Origin of the sequence: Bauldia litoralis (genome assembly GCF_900104485.1) — a bacterium.
Taxonomy (GTDB): Bacteria; Pseudomonadota; Alphaproteobacteria; order Rhizobiales; family Kaistiaceae; genus Bauldia; species Bauldia litoralis.
In genome coordinates this window covers 37,148-51,702 of record NZ_FMXQ01000010.1, presented here as the reverse complement: position 1 = coordinate 51,702, position 14,555 = coordinate 37,148, and the positions used below count along the sequence as shown (strand labels likewise).

Below are 14,555 nucleotides of genomic sequence, written 5' to 3'. Positions count from 1 at the left end.
TCCCCGGCACGGGGAGGGCGGACCATGCGGAGCATGGTGGGTGGGGGCCGTATTCTGCGGCACCGCGATGGCGATGGGGGCGAACCCCACCCGGTTGCATCCGGCTTCGCCGAACGCAACCACCCTCCCCGGTTCGGGGAGGGAGACGCGTGGGCTGGTTCGGTTTGCTGCAGCGAGCGTCAGGAGTAGGAACCATGTCTCTCGTTCACGAGATCGACTACGGCACGCCGCGCATCGACAGCGCGACGACAGTGACCCTGACCATCGACGGCCGCGCCGTCACCGTGCCGGAAGGCACCTCGGTGATGCGCGCGGCGATGGAGATGGGGACCGAGATTCCGAAGCTCTGCTCGACCGACATGCTGGACTCCTTCGGCTCCTGCCGGCTCTGCCTGGTCGAGATCGAGGGTCGCAACGGGACGCCGTCTTCCTGCACGACGCCGGTCGCCGAAGGCATGGCGGTGAAGACCCAGACCGACCGCCTCAAGCGGCTGCGGCGCGGGGTGATGGAACTCTATATCTCCGACCATCCGCTCGACTGCCTGACCTGCGCCGCCAACGGCGATTGCGAATTGCAGACACAGGCCGGCGCCGTCGGACTGCGCGACGTCCGCTACGGCTATGACAACAAGCATCCGGCGCCGCCGAAGGACGAGTCGAACCCCTACTTCACCTACGATCCCGAGAAGTGCATCGTCTGCTCGCGCTGCGTGCGGGCTTGCGAGGAAGTGCAGGGCACCTTCGCGCTGACCATCGCCGGGCGCGGCTTCGGTTCGGTGGTGTCGGCGGGCATGGCGGAGGAATTCCTCGCCTCCGAATGCGTCTCCTGCGGCGCCTGCGTCCAGGCCTGCCCGACGGCGACTCTGACCGAAAAGTCGATCATCGACATCGGCCAGCCCGAACATTCGGTGGTGACGACCTGCGCCTATTGCGGCGTCGGCTGCGCCTTCAAGGCGGAGATGCGCGGCGACGAGGTGGTCCGCATGGTTCCCTACAAGGACGGCAAGGCCAACCGTGGCCATTCCTGCGTCAAGGGCCGCTTCGCCTGGGGCTACACCAACCACGGCGACCGGATCCTCAACCCGATGATCCGCGAGCGGATCAGCGATCCGTGGCGCGAGGTCTCATGGGACGAGGCGATCGGGCGGGTCGCCTCCGAGTTCAAGCGGATCCAGGGCGCTTACGGGCGCGGCGCAATCGGCGGCATCACCTCGTCGCGCTGCACCAACGAGGAGACCTTCCTCGTCCAGAAACTGGTCCGCGCCGGCTTCGGCAACAACAATGTCGACACCTGCGCCCGCGTCTGCCATTCGCCGACCGGCTATGGCCTGAAGACCACCTTTGGCACCTCGGCCGGCACCCAGGACTTCGACTCGGTCGAGCACACCGACGTCGTCGTCGTCATCGGCGCCAACCCGACCGACGGCCACCCCGTCTTCGCCTCGCGGATGAAGAAGCGCCTGCGCGACGGCGCGAAACTGATCGTCGTCGACCCCCGGCGGATCGACCTGGTGCGCATGCCCCATGTCGAGGCGGATTATCATCTTGCGCTGAAGCCCGGCACCAACGTCGCGGTACTCGACGCGATGGCCCATGTCATCGTCACCGAGGGCCTGTTCGACGAGGCTTTCGTCCGCGAGCGCTGCGATTGGGACGAGTTCCAGGAATGGGCGGCCTTCGTCGCCGATCCGCGCAACAGCCCCGAAGAGGTCGAGACGGTCTGCGGCGTGCCGGCCGAAACCATTCGCGGCGCGGCCCGGCTCTACGCGACCGGCGGCAACGCGGCGATCTATTACGGCCTCGGCGTTACCGAGCACAGCCAGGGCTCGACCACCGTCATGGCGGTCGCCAACCTTGCCATGGCGACCGGCAACATCGGTCGGCCCGGCGTCGGCGTGAACCCGCTGCGCGGCCAGAACAACGTGCAAGGCGCCTGCGACATGGGCTCCTTCCCGCACGAGCTTCCCGGCTACCGGCATATTTCCGAGGATGCGACGCGGACGATCTTCGAGTCCCTGTGGGGCGCGCCGCTCGATCGCGAGCCGGGCTTGCGGATTCCCAACATGCTCGACGCCGCCGTCGAGGGCTCGTTCCGCGGCCTCTATATCCAGGGCGAGGACATCCTGCAGTCCGACCCCAATACCCATCATGTCGCCGCCGGGCTGGCGGCGATGGAATGCGTCGTCGTCCAGGATCTCTTCCTCAACGAGACCGCCAACTACGCGCACGTCTTCCTGCCCGGCTCGACCTTCCTGGAGAAGGACGGCACCTTCACCAATGCCGAGCGGCGCATCCAGCCGGTGCGCAAGGTGATGGAATCGCGGTCGGGGATGGAGGACTGGCAGATCACCATGGCGATCGCCAACGCCATGGGCTTCCCGATGACCTATGACCATCCCTCGGAGATCATGGACGAGGTGGCGGCGCTGACGCCGAGTTTCGCCGGCGTGTCCTTCGACAAGCTCGACCGCCTCGGGTCGATCCAGTGGCCGTGCGACGAAGCGGCGCCCGAAGGCACGCCGGTCATGCATATCGATGGCTTCGTCCGCGGCAAGGGCCGCTTCGTCATCACCGAATACATCCCGACCGATGAGCGGACCGGACCGCGCTTCCCGCTGCTCCTGACCACCGGCCGCATCCTGTCGCAATACAATGTCGGGGCGCAGACCCGGCGGACCGCCAACGCCGCCTGGCACCAGGAGGATCGGCTGGAGATTCACCCGCATGACGCCGAGCAGCGCGGCATCGTCGAGGGCGACTGGGTGAAGCTCGCCAGCCGAACCGGCGAGACGACCCTTCGCGCGACGCTGACCGAGCGCGTCGCGCCCGGCGTCGTCTACACCACGTTCCACCACCCCGACACCCAGGCCAATGTCGTCACCACCGAGTTCTCCGACTGGGCGACCAACTGTCCGGAATACAAGGTGACCGCGGTGCAGGTCGCGCCATCGAACGGGCCCTCCGACTGGCAGCGGGAATACGAGGCCCAGGCCCGCGCCAGCCGGCGCATTGCGCCGGTGGCCGAACCGGCGGAGTGACGAGAGTGACGCAATCCATCCGCATCGTCGGGACCTCGGCCTGGCGGCAGGGCCGCCTGTCGGCGGGCACCCGGGCCGTGCCGGAGGAGACCCCGGTTGCGCTGACCTATGACGGCACGACCCACGCCGTGATGATGGCGACGCCGGAGGACCTTGAGGACTTCGCCATCGGCTTCAGCCTGACGGAGGGCATCGTTGGCGCGCCGTCCGAGATCGAGACGCTGGACATTCTCGACGAGGAGGCCGGCATCGAGCTCAGGATCCGGCTTGCCGAGCCGCGCGCCGCAGCACTCGCCGCGCGTCGCCGCTTCATGGCGGGGCCGGTCGGCTGCGGGCTGTGCGGGATTGAATCGCTCGGCGAGGCCTTGCGCGCCGTTCCCGAGGTCGGAGAGGGGGGCCCCGTCACGGCAGCCGAGATATCCCGGGCTCTCGAGGCGATCCGGGGCGAGCAGGCGATCCATCGCGAGACCAACGCGGTCCATGCCGCCGCCTGGTGGCAATCATCGGGCGGCCTGATGGCGCTGCGCGAGGATGTCGGCCGGCACAATGCGCTCGACAAGCTCGCCGGCGCGCTGGCGCGCGGCGCGACCCGGGCGGATGCCGGGCTGCTGCTGCTGACCAGCCGGGTGTCGGTCGAACTCGTCCAGAAGGCGGCGATGATTGGCGCGCCGGTGGTGGTCGCCGTCTCGGCGCCGACCGCGCTGGCGATCCGCACCGCCGAGGCGGCCGGCATCACAATTGTCGCCGTCGCCCGGCAGGATGGATTCGAGGTCTTCACCCACCCCCGGCGGATCGCCATGGGAGCAGCGGCTCATGTCGACGTCTAACCTCGTCTACATGGCCAACCAGATCGGCAAGTTCTTCGTCAGCGAGGACCGCGACACGGCGGTCGACGGCATTGCCGAGCACCTGCGTCTGTTCTGGGACCCGCGCATGCGGTCCGAGATCGTCGCCCATCTCCGCGCCGGCGGTGAAGGCCTCGATCCGCCGGTGCGCGCGGCGGTCGCCCGGCTGTCCTGATCCGCCCCGACGCCCCGCTCAGGCCTGCGTCATTGTCGGCTAGTCAGTTCGCCGCCATGGCCGCGTCGAAGGCGTCGCGCTGCCGCCGGTCGCGGGAGAAGTCCGAATAGAAATCGCGCTTGGCCCGGTACATCGTCATGTCGGCGCGCCGCACCGTCTCCTCCAGCCGTTCGCCTGGCCGGTTCGTCGCCGCGCCGATCGACAGGGTGAGCAGGGTGCCGGAATGGAACTGGTTGTTGAGGTCGACCAGCCGTTGAATGTCCTGGACGACCAGTTCACCGCCGGCCTCGTCGATTCCCGGCAGCAGGACGGCGAACTCGTCGCCGCCGATGCGGGCGGCGCAGCCCGGCCGTTCCACGGCCTTGGTCAGCACTTCGCCGACGCGGCGCAGCAGCGCGTCGCCGGCGCCGTGGCCCCACTGGTCGTTGATCGCCTTGAGCCCGTTGAGATCGGCCATCACCACCGTCATCGGCCGCAGGCCCTTGCGTTCGATCCGGTTCAACTCGTCGACATAGTAGGACCGGTTGTAGAGGCTGGTGAGGACATCGTGCTTGCCGAGGAATTCCAGATAGGTCTCGGCCTTCTTGCGCGCGGTGATGTCGGTCAGCCCGATCTGAACCAGCGACCAGTCCTCCTCGTGCCCGGGCAGCACCGAGAACTGCAGCAGGACATGGACCTCGCTGCCGTCGAGGGCGTAATTGACCACCTCGCGCTGCTGGAAGAGCTTGCCTTCCCACAGGTCGATCAACTGTTCGCGGAAGTTCACCTGCATGTCGTCGCGGAAGACTTCGCCGATCCGGTGGAGCAGGGTCGGCTTGTCCGGCGCCTGGAAGAGCTGCAGCGTATGCCGGTTGACGTCGAGCACCCGGATTTCGCTCATGCAGCGCTGGACGAATTCCGGATGAACGTCGGTGAAGACCCGGAAGTCCTCGATCCCTTTCGACCGGATCTCGTCGAGCAGCGTCTTGATGCTGCTGAAATCCTCGACCCAGAGCGAGACGGGCGAGTGCTCGAACAGGCCGACGGCATATTGCTCGCTGGCGGCCTGGAGGCGCAGCGCGGCTTCCCGCTCGGTCACGTCCTCGATGGAGATCAGCACGCGATCCCAGGTGTCTTCGTGGCCCGGCAGGATCCTGCCGGTCAGCTGGATATCGATGCGGCGGCCGGACAGGCTGTAATTGACGAGGTTGCAGTTGAACTCCAGCCGACCGTCCCAGAGCTGGCAGAGTTCGTCGACCAGCGAGGTGAACATGTCGTCGCGCAGGATACCGGCGAGGTTCGTCACCAGTTCGTCGAGGTTCGACGCCTCGAAAAGCGAAAGTGTCTTGCGATTGACCTTGAGGACGCGGATTCGCGACGAGCACAACCGGACACGCTCCGGGTCGGCTTCGAGATGCTCGCGCATCGAGACGACGCCATCGCGCCGCCATTCATCGAACTGCCGCTTGACGCCGCTGAAATCCTCGAGCCAGAGCGACACCGGCGCAAGGTCGAACATTCCGGTATCGCTGTCGTCTGCAGCCTGACCTGACATGGTCCCCGTCTTGTCCATCAATTGGTTTCGGGAGGAGTTCAGCCCAAATCTATATACCAACCGGTAAATATTTGCGGTGAAAGCGTCACGATAAACGGCGCTTTTTTAATCACCGGGACGCGGCCTGTATCGCGAATCGGTGTGCAAGCAATGGTATGCTAGCCTGTCTCGTTTCGTTCAACCATGGGAGGAGACGAAGACATGGCGATGCTCAAGGTCATCGAGGTTCTGGCCGAGTCCAAGAAGAGCTGGGACGACGCGGCGCAAGTCGCGGTTTCCAATGCCGCCAAGTCGGTACGCAAGATCAAGTCGATCAACATCGTCAACATGCAGGCGACGGTCAACGCCAAGGGCAAGATCGACAACTACCGCATCAACGCCAAGATCACTTTCGAGCTCGAATAGGCGCCGGAGCGAGCGGGACAGGGACCGCGCCGGACCGGACGGTCAGGCGCGGTCGCGCGGGCGCTGCCGGAAAAAGAAGAAGTCGTAGACGACCATGACGCCGGCAATCACCAGAACGGTGAGAAGGCTCGGCTCCGGCACATAGATGCCGAGCACCGTCAGGTAGGCGATGAACGCGGCGGCGGCGACCAGCTTGATGACGAAATCCATGCCTGCCCTTTCTTCCGCTAGCTGTTGTAGGCGAGTGTCGACTGCAGCCACCGCGCCGTGCGCAAGAGCCGCGCATCGTCGCCGTGGCGACCGACCACCTGCACGCCGACCGGCAGGCCTTTCGGGCCTTCGAGCAGCGGCAGTGTCAGCGCCGGCACGCCAAGCAGCGACCAGAGATTGTTGAATGCCGAATTGCCGGTCGAGTCGAGGCCGTGCGGCGCTTCGCCGGGCGCCGCCGGGGTGATGATGGCGTCGTAGCGCTCGAACAGCTGGTTGATCCCGACCCGCAGCGCCGTCTGCCAGTCGAGCGCCTCAAGATAATCGACCGCCGGGATCGTCTCGCCCTCTTCGATCATCGTGCGCATGAAGTCGCTGAGCTGGTCCTTGCCGCGGTCGTGCCAGGGCTTGTAGTTGCGGCCGAGCCCGACATTGGTGATCGTCACCAGCGCGCGATCGCCTTCCAGGAAGGTGTCCGGCAGCGCCACCTCGTGGCAGGTCTCGCCCAGCGCCGCGACCAGTTCGGCAAACCCCTCGCGGGTTTCCGCCTCGGCATGCTCCCAGGCGAAGGTCTTGACGAAGGCAAGCGCCGGGGTGACCGGCGGGTCGGTCAGCGCCGTCTGGAGAAGCCGCGGTGGCGGCGCCGGCCGGGTGTCGCGGTCGCGCGGTTCATGGCCGGCAAGCGCATCGACCAGCAGGCCGGTATCGGCCGCGCTCCGCGCGAAGACGCCAAGGGTATCGAGCGGTGGCGCCTGCGGAAGGACCCCGGTGCGCGGGATCAGGCCGAAGCTCGGCTTGAAGCCGACGATGCCGCAGAAGGAGGCTGGCCGGATCACCGATCCGTTGGTCTGCGTGCCGATTCCAAGCGGCACCATTCCGGCGCCGACCGCGGCGGCCGAGCCGGACGACGAGCCGCCCGGCGTGTGCTCGCGATGGTGCGGATTGCGCGTCCCGCGCGGCGTGCGGGCACCGAGTTCGGTCGTCACGGTCTTGCCCATGATAACGGCGCCGGCCGCCTTCAGGCGCTGGACGACGACCGCATCCTCGCCCGGCCTGCGCCCGGCGTCGATCGGCGTGCCATTCTCGGTCGGGAAATCGCGGGTATCGACGATATCCTTGACCCCGACCGGCAGGCCGTGAAGCGGGCCGGTAGCGCGACCGGTGGCGCGATGGGCGTCGCAGGCCTTGGCCTGGGTGCGGGCGAAATCCGCGTCGAAATGGGCGAAGGCGCCGACCTCGGGCTCGCGTTCGGCGATCCGCTTGAGCAGCGCCTCGCAATAATCGAGCGCGGTGAATTCGCCGCGGACCATGCGGTCCCGCGCGTCGAGGGCAGTCAGGTCGGGAAGATCGTTCCGCATCAGCGTCCGTAAATCTTGTCGGGAAGCCAGAAGACGATCTCGGGGAAGATATACATGATCGCCATGGCGATGAAGACCATCCCGAGGAAGGGAAAGCAACCCTTGAAAATCTGCGTCAGACGCACGTGTGGCGGCGCTATCCCCTTGAGATAATAGGCCGACATTGCCATCGGCGGGGTCAGGAAGGAGGTCTGCAAATTGAGCGCGACGAGGATGCCGAAGAACAGCGGATCGATGCCGAACTGGTCGAGCAGCGGCAGGAAGATCGGCACGAAGATAATGATGATCTCCGACCACTCCAGCGGCCAGCCGAGCAGGAAGATGATCAGCTGGGCAATCAGCAGGAAGGTCAGCGGCGAGATGTCGAGCGTCGAGACGAATTCCGAGATGATCTGCTCGCCGCCGAGATAGGAGAAGACCGAGGAGAAGGTCCAGGAGCCGACGAACAGCCAGCAGACCATCGCTGTCGTCCGCACCGTCAGGTAGACGGATTCGCGCAGCCGCTGCCATGTCAGCGCACGGTAGATGGCCGCCAGGAACAATCCGCCAAGCGCCCCGAAGGAGGCCGCTTCCGACGGCGTCGCCCAGCCGGCGAGGATCGCGCCGAGCACCGCCAGGATCAGGAAGGCGAGGGGGAAGAAGGAGGTGAGCAGCAGCAGCGTGATCCGCCACGCCGACATCTTCTCGTCATCCTCGATGACGGTCTTCGGCGCCACGGATGGCTGCAGCCAGGCCCGGCCGATCACGTAGACGAGGTAGAGGCCGGCGAGCAGGAAGCCGGGCAGCAGCGCCCCGGCATAGAGCTTGACGATCGAGACGCCGGAGGCGGCGGCATAGACGATCAGCATGATCGACGGTGGAATGAGGATGCCAAGCGTGCCGCCGGCGCAGATGATGCCGGAGGCGAAGCTGGTGTCGTAGCGGGCCTTGAGCATCGCCGGGAAGGCGAGGAGCCCCATCAGTGTTACCACCGCGCCGACGATGCCGGTCGCCGTGGCGAACAGCGCGCAGGTGATCAGGGCGGCGACCGCCATCGAGCCGGGAACCCGGCGGGCGACGATGCTCAGCGTCGTGAACAGCCGATCGACGATGTTCGCCCGCTCGACGATATAGCCCATGAACAGGAAGAGCGGCACCGCGGTCAGCACGTCGTTGGCCATGACCGAGAAGGTCTGGTTCACGAACAGGTCGAAGATCTGGTTGTTGAAGAAACCGCCGACCCACAGACTCGTCTGTTCCCACCAGTCGGCGCCGTTCTCGACCGCGCGGTCATAGGCGCGCCACATCCGGTGGGGGTCGAAATAGGCGAAATAGCCGAAGCCGACGCCCATCGCCATCAGCGTGAAGGCGATCGGGAAGCCGAGCAGGATGATGAAAATGAAAATGCCGAGCATGAACAGCGCGACCTGGGGATCGGTCATGGCCTGGCGCTGCCGTCTCTCGGGTCGATGACATCGACCGCTTCCGATCCGTGTCGGAGCTGACTGTCGATGTCGGGTGCGATCAGGGCATCCTCGGTTTCATCGATATCGTCGCTGGCGCGGCTCCATTCGCCGGTCCGCATGCACAGGACGCAGCGCATCATCTGGGCGATGCCCTGGATGAACAGCAGGATGCCGGCGGCGACGATGATCATCTTGAACTGGAAGATCGGGATGTCGGCCGGGCTGTTGACGCTGACCTCGCCATAGCCGACCGAGCGCGCCGCATATTTCCATCCCGCGACGATCAGGGCCGTCACGCCGGGAAAGAAAAAGAAGATGTAGAGGATGAATTCCAGCTTGGCCTGTGTCCTCGGCTTGAGCAGGCGATAGATGAAATCGCCGCGCACATGGCCGTCGCGCGACAGGGTGTAGGCGCCGCCCATCATGAACAGCGTCCCGTACATGATGTAGGAGACGTCGAAGGCCCAGGAGGTCGGCGCATTGAGGAAGCGGCGCACGACGACCTCGTAGCCGACGCCGAGCGCCATGATCATGATCGCCCAGGCGAAAGCCTTGCCGAACCACGCGGATAGCCGGTCGGCGAAGTGAATATACCGGATCATGAGTGAGACAAACGCGTCATCCCCGCGGAGTGGCCCGGCGGAGCCATGGCGGCATCGCCGGGCCGAAGGTTCACGCGCCCGACTAGAGCTTCAGCTTGCCGGGGAAGTAGTGGTCATAGGCCAGCGCCAGGTCCGGCGAGTTCATCAACTCGTAGAAGACCACGCGATCGACCCAGGCCCGCTGGCTGTCCAGCGTCCGCTTCATGAAGTCGTCTTCCTCGAGCACCGGGATCAGTTCGTCCCAGGCCTTGAGCTGCGCGGCGAGGATCTCCTTCGAGGTCCGCAGCACGTTGACGCCATGCTCGTCTTGCAGCTTCTGCAGATCGGACGAGTAGTTGTCGAGCGCGAGCGCCGTGTTGGACGTGCTCACCGCCTCGACGCCGTATTTCAGGATCGCCTGGAGGTCCTCGTCGAGGTCGTCGAAGAAGTCCTTGTTGAACAGGAATTCGAACGACTCGCTCGCCTGGTGATAGGACGACAGCAGGTAGTTCTTGGCGACGTCCTGGGCGCCGAAGCGCATGTCGGAGGACGGGTTGTTGAACTCGAAGGCGTCGATGACGCCGCGCTCCATCGCCGGCACGATTTCGCCGCCGGGAAGCTGGGCGACGCTCATGCCGAGCTTCTGCATCAGATCCGCGGCAAGACCGACGGTGCGGTACTTGAAGCCGTCGACTTCGGCGACAGTGGTGATCGGCTCCTTGAACCAGCCGAAGGGCTGTGCCGGCATCGGGAAGCCATAGAAGCCGTAGGTGTTGAGCCCGAGGATCTCCTGGGTCAACTCGCGATAGAGTTCCGCGCCGCCACCGGCATAGAACCATGCCAGCATCGTGTTGGCGTTGCCGCCGAACACCGGCCCGGTGCCGAACAGCGAAGCGGCCTTGTTCTTCCCGTACCAGTAGACCGGCACGGTATGGGCGGCGTCGAGGATGCCGTCATTGACGGCGTCGAGGACCTGGAACGCGCCGACGACGGCGCCGGCCGGCAGGAGATCGACGGTGATGCGGCCGCCCGACATCATCTGGACGCGGTCGACATACTGCCGCGCGAAATCCATCCAGATGTCCGAGGCAGGCCACGAGGTCTGCATCTTGATGACAACCGGACTCTGCGCGGTCACCACCGCCGGTGCCGCGATCGCACCCGCCGCGGCGCCAGCCGCGAGTCCCGTGCCTTTGAGGAACTTGCGCCGCGACAACGGCTCTTTTGTCTTGGTCATGCGATTTCTCCCTGGTGTCGCCTCGAAGGCTCGCGGTTTTTTCCGCGGAATTTTAATTTGCTTACAAGGTCATTTGTACACACCCGTATTGCGCGAGCAACAGGCGTTGCGCGGTTTATCGTCCAATCACGTCATTGTCAGGCAGGAAGTCCGACCGTCGCCAAGTATTGTTCGATTGTCGAACAGGCCCGGCTCTCGAACCGCTTGTCCAACGCATCCGTTTGACCTGCCCGAGTCGAAGCAACGGGAGGATGCCGGGACCGGATAGATGCCACGCGAGCGGCGGCCTCTTCGGAATCGACACGATCCGGCTCTCTTCCTTCGGCACTTACACCGGCATGGATCGCGTCGTCCGGGGTTGCCCAAGGCCCGCCTATCGCGGACTATCACGCGAAGAGGCCTCAGCAGGTGGTAGGCGGTTCGAGATGCTGACGATGGCCGGGCAGGCCAGGAACATCTGACATGGCTGTCATCGTTCATCCCTCTTCTGGCGCGACGGCTGTTGGCGCTGAGATTGAGGCGTGGCGCTTGATCCCAGTGGCCGTCGCGGTCGATCTCGTGCGCGACGACGGGCAGATCGATCCGGCGATCCGTCCACTGAACCCACCGGGGCGGCAGCCGCGTCTGTTCGGCCGCGCCGTAACCGCACATTGCGAGCCACCGGACTTTGGCGCGGTCGTCCATGCGCTGGACATCGTCGGCGCCGGGGATGTGCTGATGATCTCTGCGGCGGGCAACGCCGACGTTGCGATGGTCGGCGAGATCCTCGGTGGATATCTGAGGCACCGCCGCGCGGTTCGGATACGTGCGAAGCTGTTCTGTCACGAGCGAAGATATGATCCGGCGCGAAGGGCGCCAGGGTGTAATTCTCTTCTTGAACACAGGTGAACCGGGATCGGCCGGCAGTCGCGGGGGGCATCCAACGCGCCAGTGTCGCGAAGTCAGGCAGGCCCCCCGCTACGTAATTCCGCTATCGAAAAGTCTGGCCGTCGGATCGCCTGTCGGTACTACAGTTTGACCTGCCGCAATCTCAGGGCATTGCCTATGACCGACACCGAGGAAAGGCTCATTGCTGCCGCGGCGATGATCGGCGAAAGCAGGATGCCGAAGACCGGATAGAGGACGCCAGCGGCGAGCGGAATGCCCAGCGCGTTGTAGACGAAAGCGAAGAAGAGGTTCTGCCGGATGTTCCGCATGGTTGCGGTGGCAAGCGTCCGGGCGCGGACGATGCCGCCGAGGTCGCCGGTCATCAGGGTCAGGCCGGCGCTCTCGACGGCGACATCGGCACCGGCGCCCATCGCGATGCCGACATCTGCCCCGGCCAGCGCCGGCGCGTCGTTGACGCCGTCGCCGGCCATCGCCACGCGGGCACCGGTCTTTTGCAGGTCGGCGACGATCCGGCTTTTGTCTTCCGGTGTGACGCCGGCATGGATAGCGTCGATGCCGAGTTGGCTGCCGACCGCCTCCGCGGTCGCCTGGCTGTCGCCTGTCGCCATGACCACCTTCAGGCCAAGGGCGTGCAGGGCGTCGATCGCCGCAGGTGTCGTCTCCCGCACCGGGTCGGACACCGCCACGAGCCCGGCTAGTGTTCCGTCGACGGCGACGAACATCACCGTCTCGCCCTTCGACCGACGCCGGTCGGCGGCGTCACGGAGCGGCTTGACCGGAACGTTCGCGCTTTCCATTAACCGCGCATTGCCGAGGAGGACGGCCCGGCCGTCGACCGTGCCCTTGACGCCCTGTCCCGTCACCGCCTGGAAATCCACGGCCTTGCCGACTGGGGTCTTCCGGTCGCGGGCCGCCTTGACGATCGCTTCCGCAAGCGGGTGCTCGCTGCCGGATTCGAGAGCCGCCGCCATGCCGAGGAGCACCGGCTCGGGAAAGCCGGACACCGTCTCGATCCCGGTGAGGGTCGGTTTGCCCTCGGTCAGCGTGCCGGTCTTGTCGACGACGATGGTGTTTACCGATGCCAGCCGCTCCAGGGCTTCGGCGTTTCGGATCAGGACGCCTGCCTGAGCCCCGCGGCCGGTCGCGACCATGATCGAGATCGGGGTCGCCAGCCCTAAGGCGCAGGGGCAGGCGATGATCAGGACACTCACCGCCGCCACCAGGGCGTAGGCGAGCGCCGGCGACGGCCCGAACACCAGCCAGAAGATGAAGGCGGCAATGGCGACGACAATCACCGCCGGGACGAAATAGCCAGAGACCCGGTCCGCCAGACCCTGGATCGGTGCCCGGGAGCGTTGCGCCTGGGCGACCATGGCGACGATGCGCGACAGGGTCGTTTCGGCGCCGGTGCGGTCGACCGTCATGTCGAAGCTGCCGTTGGTATTGCGGGTGCCGCCCGTGACGCGATCGCCTTTCGTCTTCTCGACCGGAACCGGTTCGCCGGTCAGCAGCGACTCGTCGACGGCGCTCGATCCATCGATCACCGCGCCGTCGATCGGCACCGTGTCGCCGGGGCGGACCCGCAGCACGTCGCCGACGCCGACCGCCTCCAGCGCCACCGTTTCGGTCTCGCCATCGTCGCCGACCCGGATCGCCGTCTTCGGCGCGAGGTCGAGCAGGGCGCGGATCGCCCCGCCGGTCTTTTCCCGGGCGTTGAGCTCGAGCACCTGCCCGAACAACACAAGCGCGACAATGACCGCCGCAGACTCGAAATAGACCGGCACGAAGCCATGGGCGCTGTGCATCGACGCCGGAAAGAGGCCGGGCGCGAAGACCGCGACGACGCTGTAGAGGAAGGCCGCGCCGGTGCCGATCGCGATCAGCGTGAACATGTTGAGGTTGCCGGTGCGCAGCGATGCGGCACCGCGCTTGAAGAACGGCCAGCCGCCGTAGAGCACGGCCGGAATCGCCAGCGCCAGCTGGAAATACTGCCGGGCGTGGGCGTCAAGGAAGGGAAGGATGTCGATGCCGAGGAAATGGTCGGCCATGTCGACGACGAGCAGGATCAGCGCCAGCGGCGCCGCCACGATCAGCCGGCGCTTCATGTCGACAAGTTCGGGGTTGGGCCCTTCCTCGCCAGTCGCGACCATCGGCTCCAGCGCCATGCCGCAGATTGGGCAGTCGCCGGGACCGTCCCGGACGATCTCCGGATGCATCGGGCAGGTGTAGAGCGTGCCCTCCGGCACCGGACCGGTCGGGACGGGCGTGTGGTGGTGATGGCCGTGCTTCTCGTCGGAATCCGCCTTCAGGTATCGATCAGGCCCGGCGACGAACTTTGTCCGGCAGCCTTCCGAGCAGAAGTGATACGTGGTGCCGTCATGCACCGCTTGCGGCTTGCCCGCCTTCGGATCGACGGACATCCCGCAGACCGGATCAGTCGCCATGTCGCGTGCCTTGTCTGTATGTTGCGCGTGATCGTTCATTGCCGATGGACTTTCCCGAATAAGCGGATAATATACCCCCATAGGGTATATGAATGGGTGATCAATGCAAGCTGAAACGAAGGAAGCGGTGCGCAAGCGGCTCAACCGTGTCGAGGGGCAGGTCCGCGGCATCGCGAAAATGGTCGAGACCGATCGCTACTGCATTGACGTGGTGACCCAGATCGCCGCCGTTCGTGCCGCCCTGCGCAAGATCGAGGAGGCGGTCATCCGTGACCATGTCGGCCACTGTGTCGCCGACGCCATCCGCAGCGGCGACCCCGAGGACCAGCGGCGCAAGGTCGATGAGTTGATCGAGGTCATCGGCCGGGCCGAAAGGTAAGGTTAACCGGGACGGGTAG

At 65.8% G+C, this 14,555-nt stretch carries 13 protein-coding genes; 6 read left to right on the top strand and 7 right to left on the bottom strand.

Going from position 1 to position 14,555, the window contains the following annotated elements; all coding sequences use genetic code 11:
• The first annotated feature begins 194 nt into the window (after window positions 1–194).
• The 3 genes from fdhF to BLT60_RS20345 are packed head-to-tail and all read left to right on the top strand — an operon-like array spanning window position 195 to window position 4,058.
• Window positions 195–3,038: a formate dehydrogenase subunit alpha gene (gene fdhF / locus BLT60_RS20355; protein WP_090879456.1), complete on the top strand. Its 2,844-nt coding sequence runs from the start codon at window positions 195–197 to the stop codon at window positions 3,036–3,038.
• A gap of 5 nt (window positions 3,039–3,043) precedes the next feature.
• Window positions 3,044–3,865: a formate dehydrogenase accessory sulfurtransferase FdhD gene (gene fdhD / locus BLT60_RS20350; protein WP_090879453.1), complete on the top strand. Its 822-nt coding sequence runs from the start codon at window positions 3,044–3,046 to the stop codon at window positions 3,863–3,865.
• Window positions 3,852–4,058: a formate dehydrogenase subunit delta gene (locus BLT60_RS20345; protein WP_090879450.1), complete on the top strand. Its 207-nt coding sequence runs from the start codon at window positions 3,852–3,854 to the stop codon at window positions 4,056–4,058. Before fdhD ends, BLT60_RS20345 begins: the two co-directional genes overlap by 14 nt.
• Before the next feature lie 43 nt (window positions 4,059–4,101).
• On the opposite strand, the gene BLT60_RS20340 is transcribed toward BLT60_RS20345, so the two are convergent.
• Window positions 4,102–5,610, bottom strand: coding sequence for a GGDEF domain-containing protein (locus BLT60_RS20340; RefSeq protein ID WP_425285040.1), 1,509 nt, complete (start codon window positions 5,608–5,610; stop codon window positions 4,102–4,104).
• Window positions 5,611–5,793: 183 nt separating this feature from the next.
• On the opposite strand from BLT60_RS20340, the gene BLT60_RS20335 reads away from it, so the two are divergent.
• The gene (locus tag BLT60_RS20335) at window positions 5,794–5,997 is read left to right on the top strand and encodes a dodecin family protein (protein ID WP_090879447.1); all 204 of its coding nucleotides are present in this window, start codon (window positions 5,794–5,796) and stop codon (window positions 5,995–5,997) included.
• A 42-nt stretch (window positions 5,998–6,039) separates the two neighbouring features.
• On the opposite strand, the gene BLT60_RS24455 is transcribed toward BLT60_RS20335, so the two are convergent.
• The 5 genes from BLT60_RS24455 to BLT60_RS20315 form a co-directional block, all read right to left on the bottom strand.
• Entirely contained in the window at window positions 6,040–6,207 is a 168-nt protein-coding gene (locus BLT60_RS24455; RefSeq protein ID WP_175478552.1) for a hypothetical protein, read from the bottom strand.
• 17 nt (window positions 6,208–6,224) lie between these two features.
• Window positions 6,225–7,562: an amidase gene (locus BLT60_RS20330; protein ID WP_090879444.1), complete on the bottom strand. Its 1,338-nt coding sequence runs from the start codon at window positions 7,560–7,562 to the stop codon at window positions 6,225–6,227.
• Window positions 7,562–8,983 (bottom strand): TRAP transporter large permease, encoded by a 1,422-nt coding sequence (locus BLT60_RS20325; protein WP_090879441.1) that lies wholly within the window; start codon window positions 8,981–8,983, stop codon window positions 7,562–7,564. The genes BLT60_RS20330 and BLT60_RS20325 overlap by 1 nt, the downstream gene beginning before the upstream one ends.
• Window positions 8,980–9,609, bottom strand: coding sequence for a TRAP transporter small permease subunit (locus BLT60_RS20320; protein WP_090879438.1), 630 nt, complete (start codon window positions 9,607–9,609; stop codon window positions 8,980–8,982). The genes BLT60_RS20325 and BLT60_RS20320 overlap by 4 nt, the downstream gene beginning before the upstream one ends.
• Window positions 9,610–9,691: 82 nt before the next feature.
• On the bottom strand, window positions 9,692–10,825 hold the full coding sequence (locus BLT60_RS20315) for a TRAP transporter substrate-binding protein (RefSeq protein WP_090879435.1): 1,134 nt from the start codon (window positions 10,823–10,825) through the stop codon (window positions 9,692–9,694).
• A 462-nt stretch (window positions 10,826–11,287) separates the two neighbouring features.
• On the opposite strand from BLT60_RS20315, the gene BLT60_RS20305 reads away from it, so the two are divergent.
• Entirely contained in the window at window positions 11,288–11,713 is a 426-nt protein-coding gene (locus BLT60_RS20305; protein WP_090879431.1) for an RraA family protein, read from the top strand.
• 119 nt (window positions 11,714–11,832) lie between these two features.
• On the opposite strand, the gene BLT60_RS20300 is transcribed toward BLT60_RS20305, so the two are convergent.
• The gene (locus tag BLT60_RS20300) at window positions 11,833–14,157 is read right to left on the bottom strand and encodes a heavy metal translocating P-type ATPase (RefSeq protein WP_342028627.1); all 2,325 of its coding nucleotides are present in this window, start codon (window positions 14,155–14,157) and stop codon (window positions 11,833–11,835) included.
• Window positions 14,158–14,260: 103 nt separating this feature from the next.
• Between BLT60_RS20300 and BLT60_RS20295 the strand changes: the two genes are divergently transcribed.
• Window positions 14,261–14,536 (top strand): metal-sensitive transcriptional regulator, encoded by a 276-nt coding sequence (locus BLT60_RS20295; protein WP_090879427.1) that lies wholly within the window; start codon window positions 14,261–14,263, stop codon window positions 14,534–14,536.
• Window positions 14,537–14,555: the final 19 nt, after the last annotated feature.

Excerpts from the sequence above, each read along its gene's own strand:
- fdhF (WP_090879456.1), top strand. The coding sequence starts at position 195 with ATGTCTCTCGTTCACGAGATCGACTACGGCACGCCGCGCATCGACAGC.
- BLT60_RS20345 (WP_090879450.1), top strand. The coding sequence starts at position 3,852 with ATGTCGACGTCTAACCTCGTCTACATGGCCAACCAGATCGGCAAGTTC.
- BLT60_RS20340 (WP_425285040.1), bottom strand. The coding sequence starts at position 5,610 with ATGGACAAGACGGGGACCATGTCAGGTCAGGCTGCAGACGACAGCGAT.
- BLT60_RS20335 (WP_090879447.1), top strand. The coding sequence starts at position 5,794 with ATGGCGATGCTCAAGGTCATCGAGGTTCTGGCCGAGTCCAAGAAGAGC.
- BLT60_RS24455 (WP_175478552.1), bottom strand. The coding sequence starts at position 6,207 with ATGGATTTCGTCATCAAGCTGGTCGCCGCCGCCGCGTTCATCGCCTAC.
- BLT60_RS20330 (WP_090879444.1), bottom strand. The coding sequence starts at position 7,562 with ATGCGGAACGATCTTCCCGACCTGACTGCCCTCGACGCGCGGGACCGC.
- BLT60_RS20325 (WP_090879441.1), bottom strand. The coding sequence starts at position 8,983 with ATGACCGATCCCCAGGTCGCGCTGTTCATGCTCGGCATTTTCATTTTC.
- BLT60_RS20320 (WP_090879438.1), bottom strand. The coding sequence starts at position 9,609 with ATGATCCGGTATATTCACTTCGCCGACCGGCTATCCGCGTGGTTCGGC.
- BLT60_RS20315 (WP_090879435.1), bottom strand. The coding sequence starts at position 10,825 with ATGACCAAGACAAAAGAGCCGTTGTCGCGGCGCAAGTTCCTCAAAGGC.
- BLT60_RS20305 (WP_090879431.1), top strand. The coding sequence starts at position 11,288 with ATGGCTGTCATCGTTCATCCCTCTTCTGGCGCGACGGCTGTTGGCGCT.
- BLT60_RS20300 (WP_342028627.1), bottom strand. The coding sequence starts at position 14,157 with ATGGCGACTGATCCGGTCTGCGGGATGTCCGTCGATCCGAAGGCGGGC.
- BLT60_RS20295 (WP_090879427.1), top strand. The coding sequence starts at position 14,261 with ATGCAAGCTGAAACGAAGGAAGCGGTGCGCAAGCGGCTCAACCGTGTC.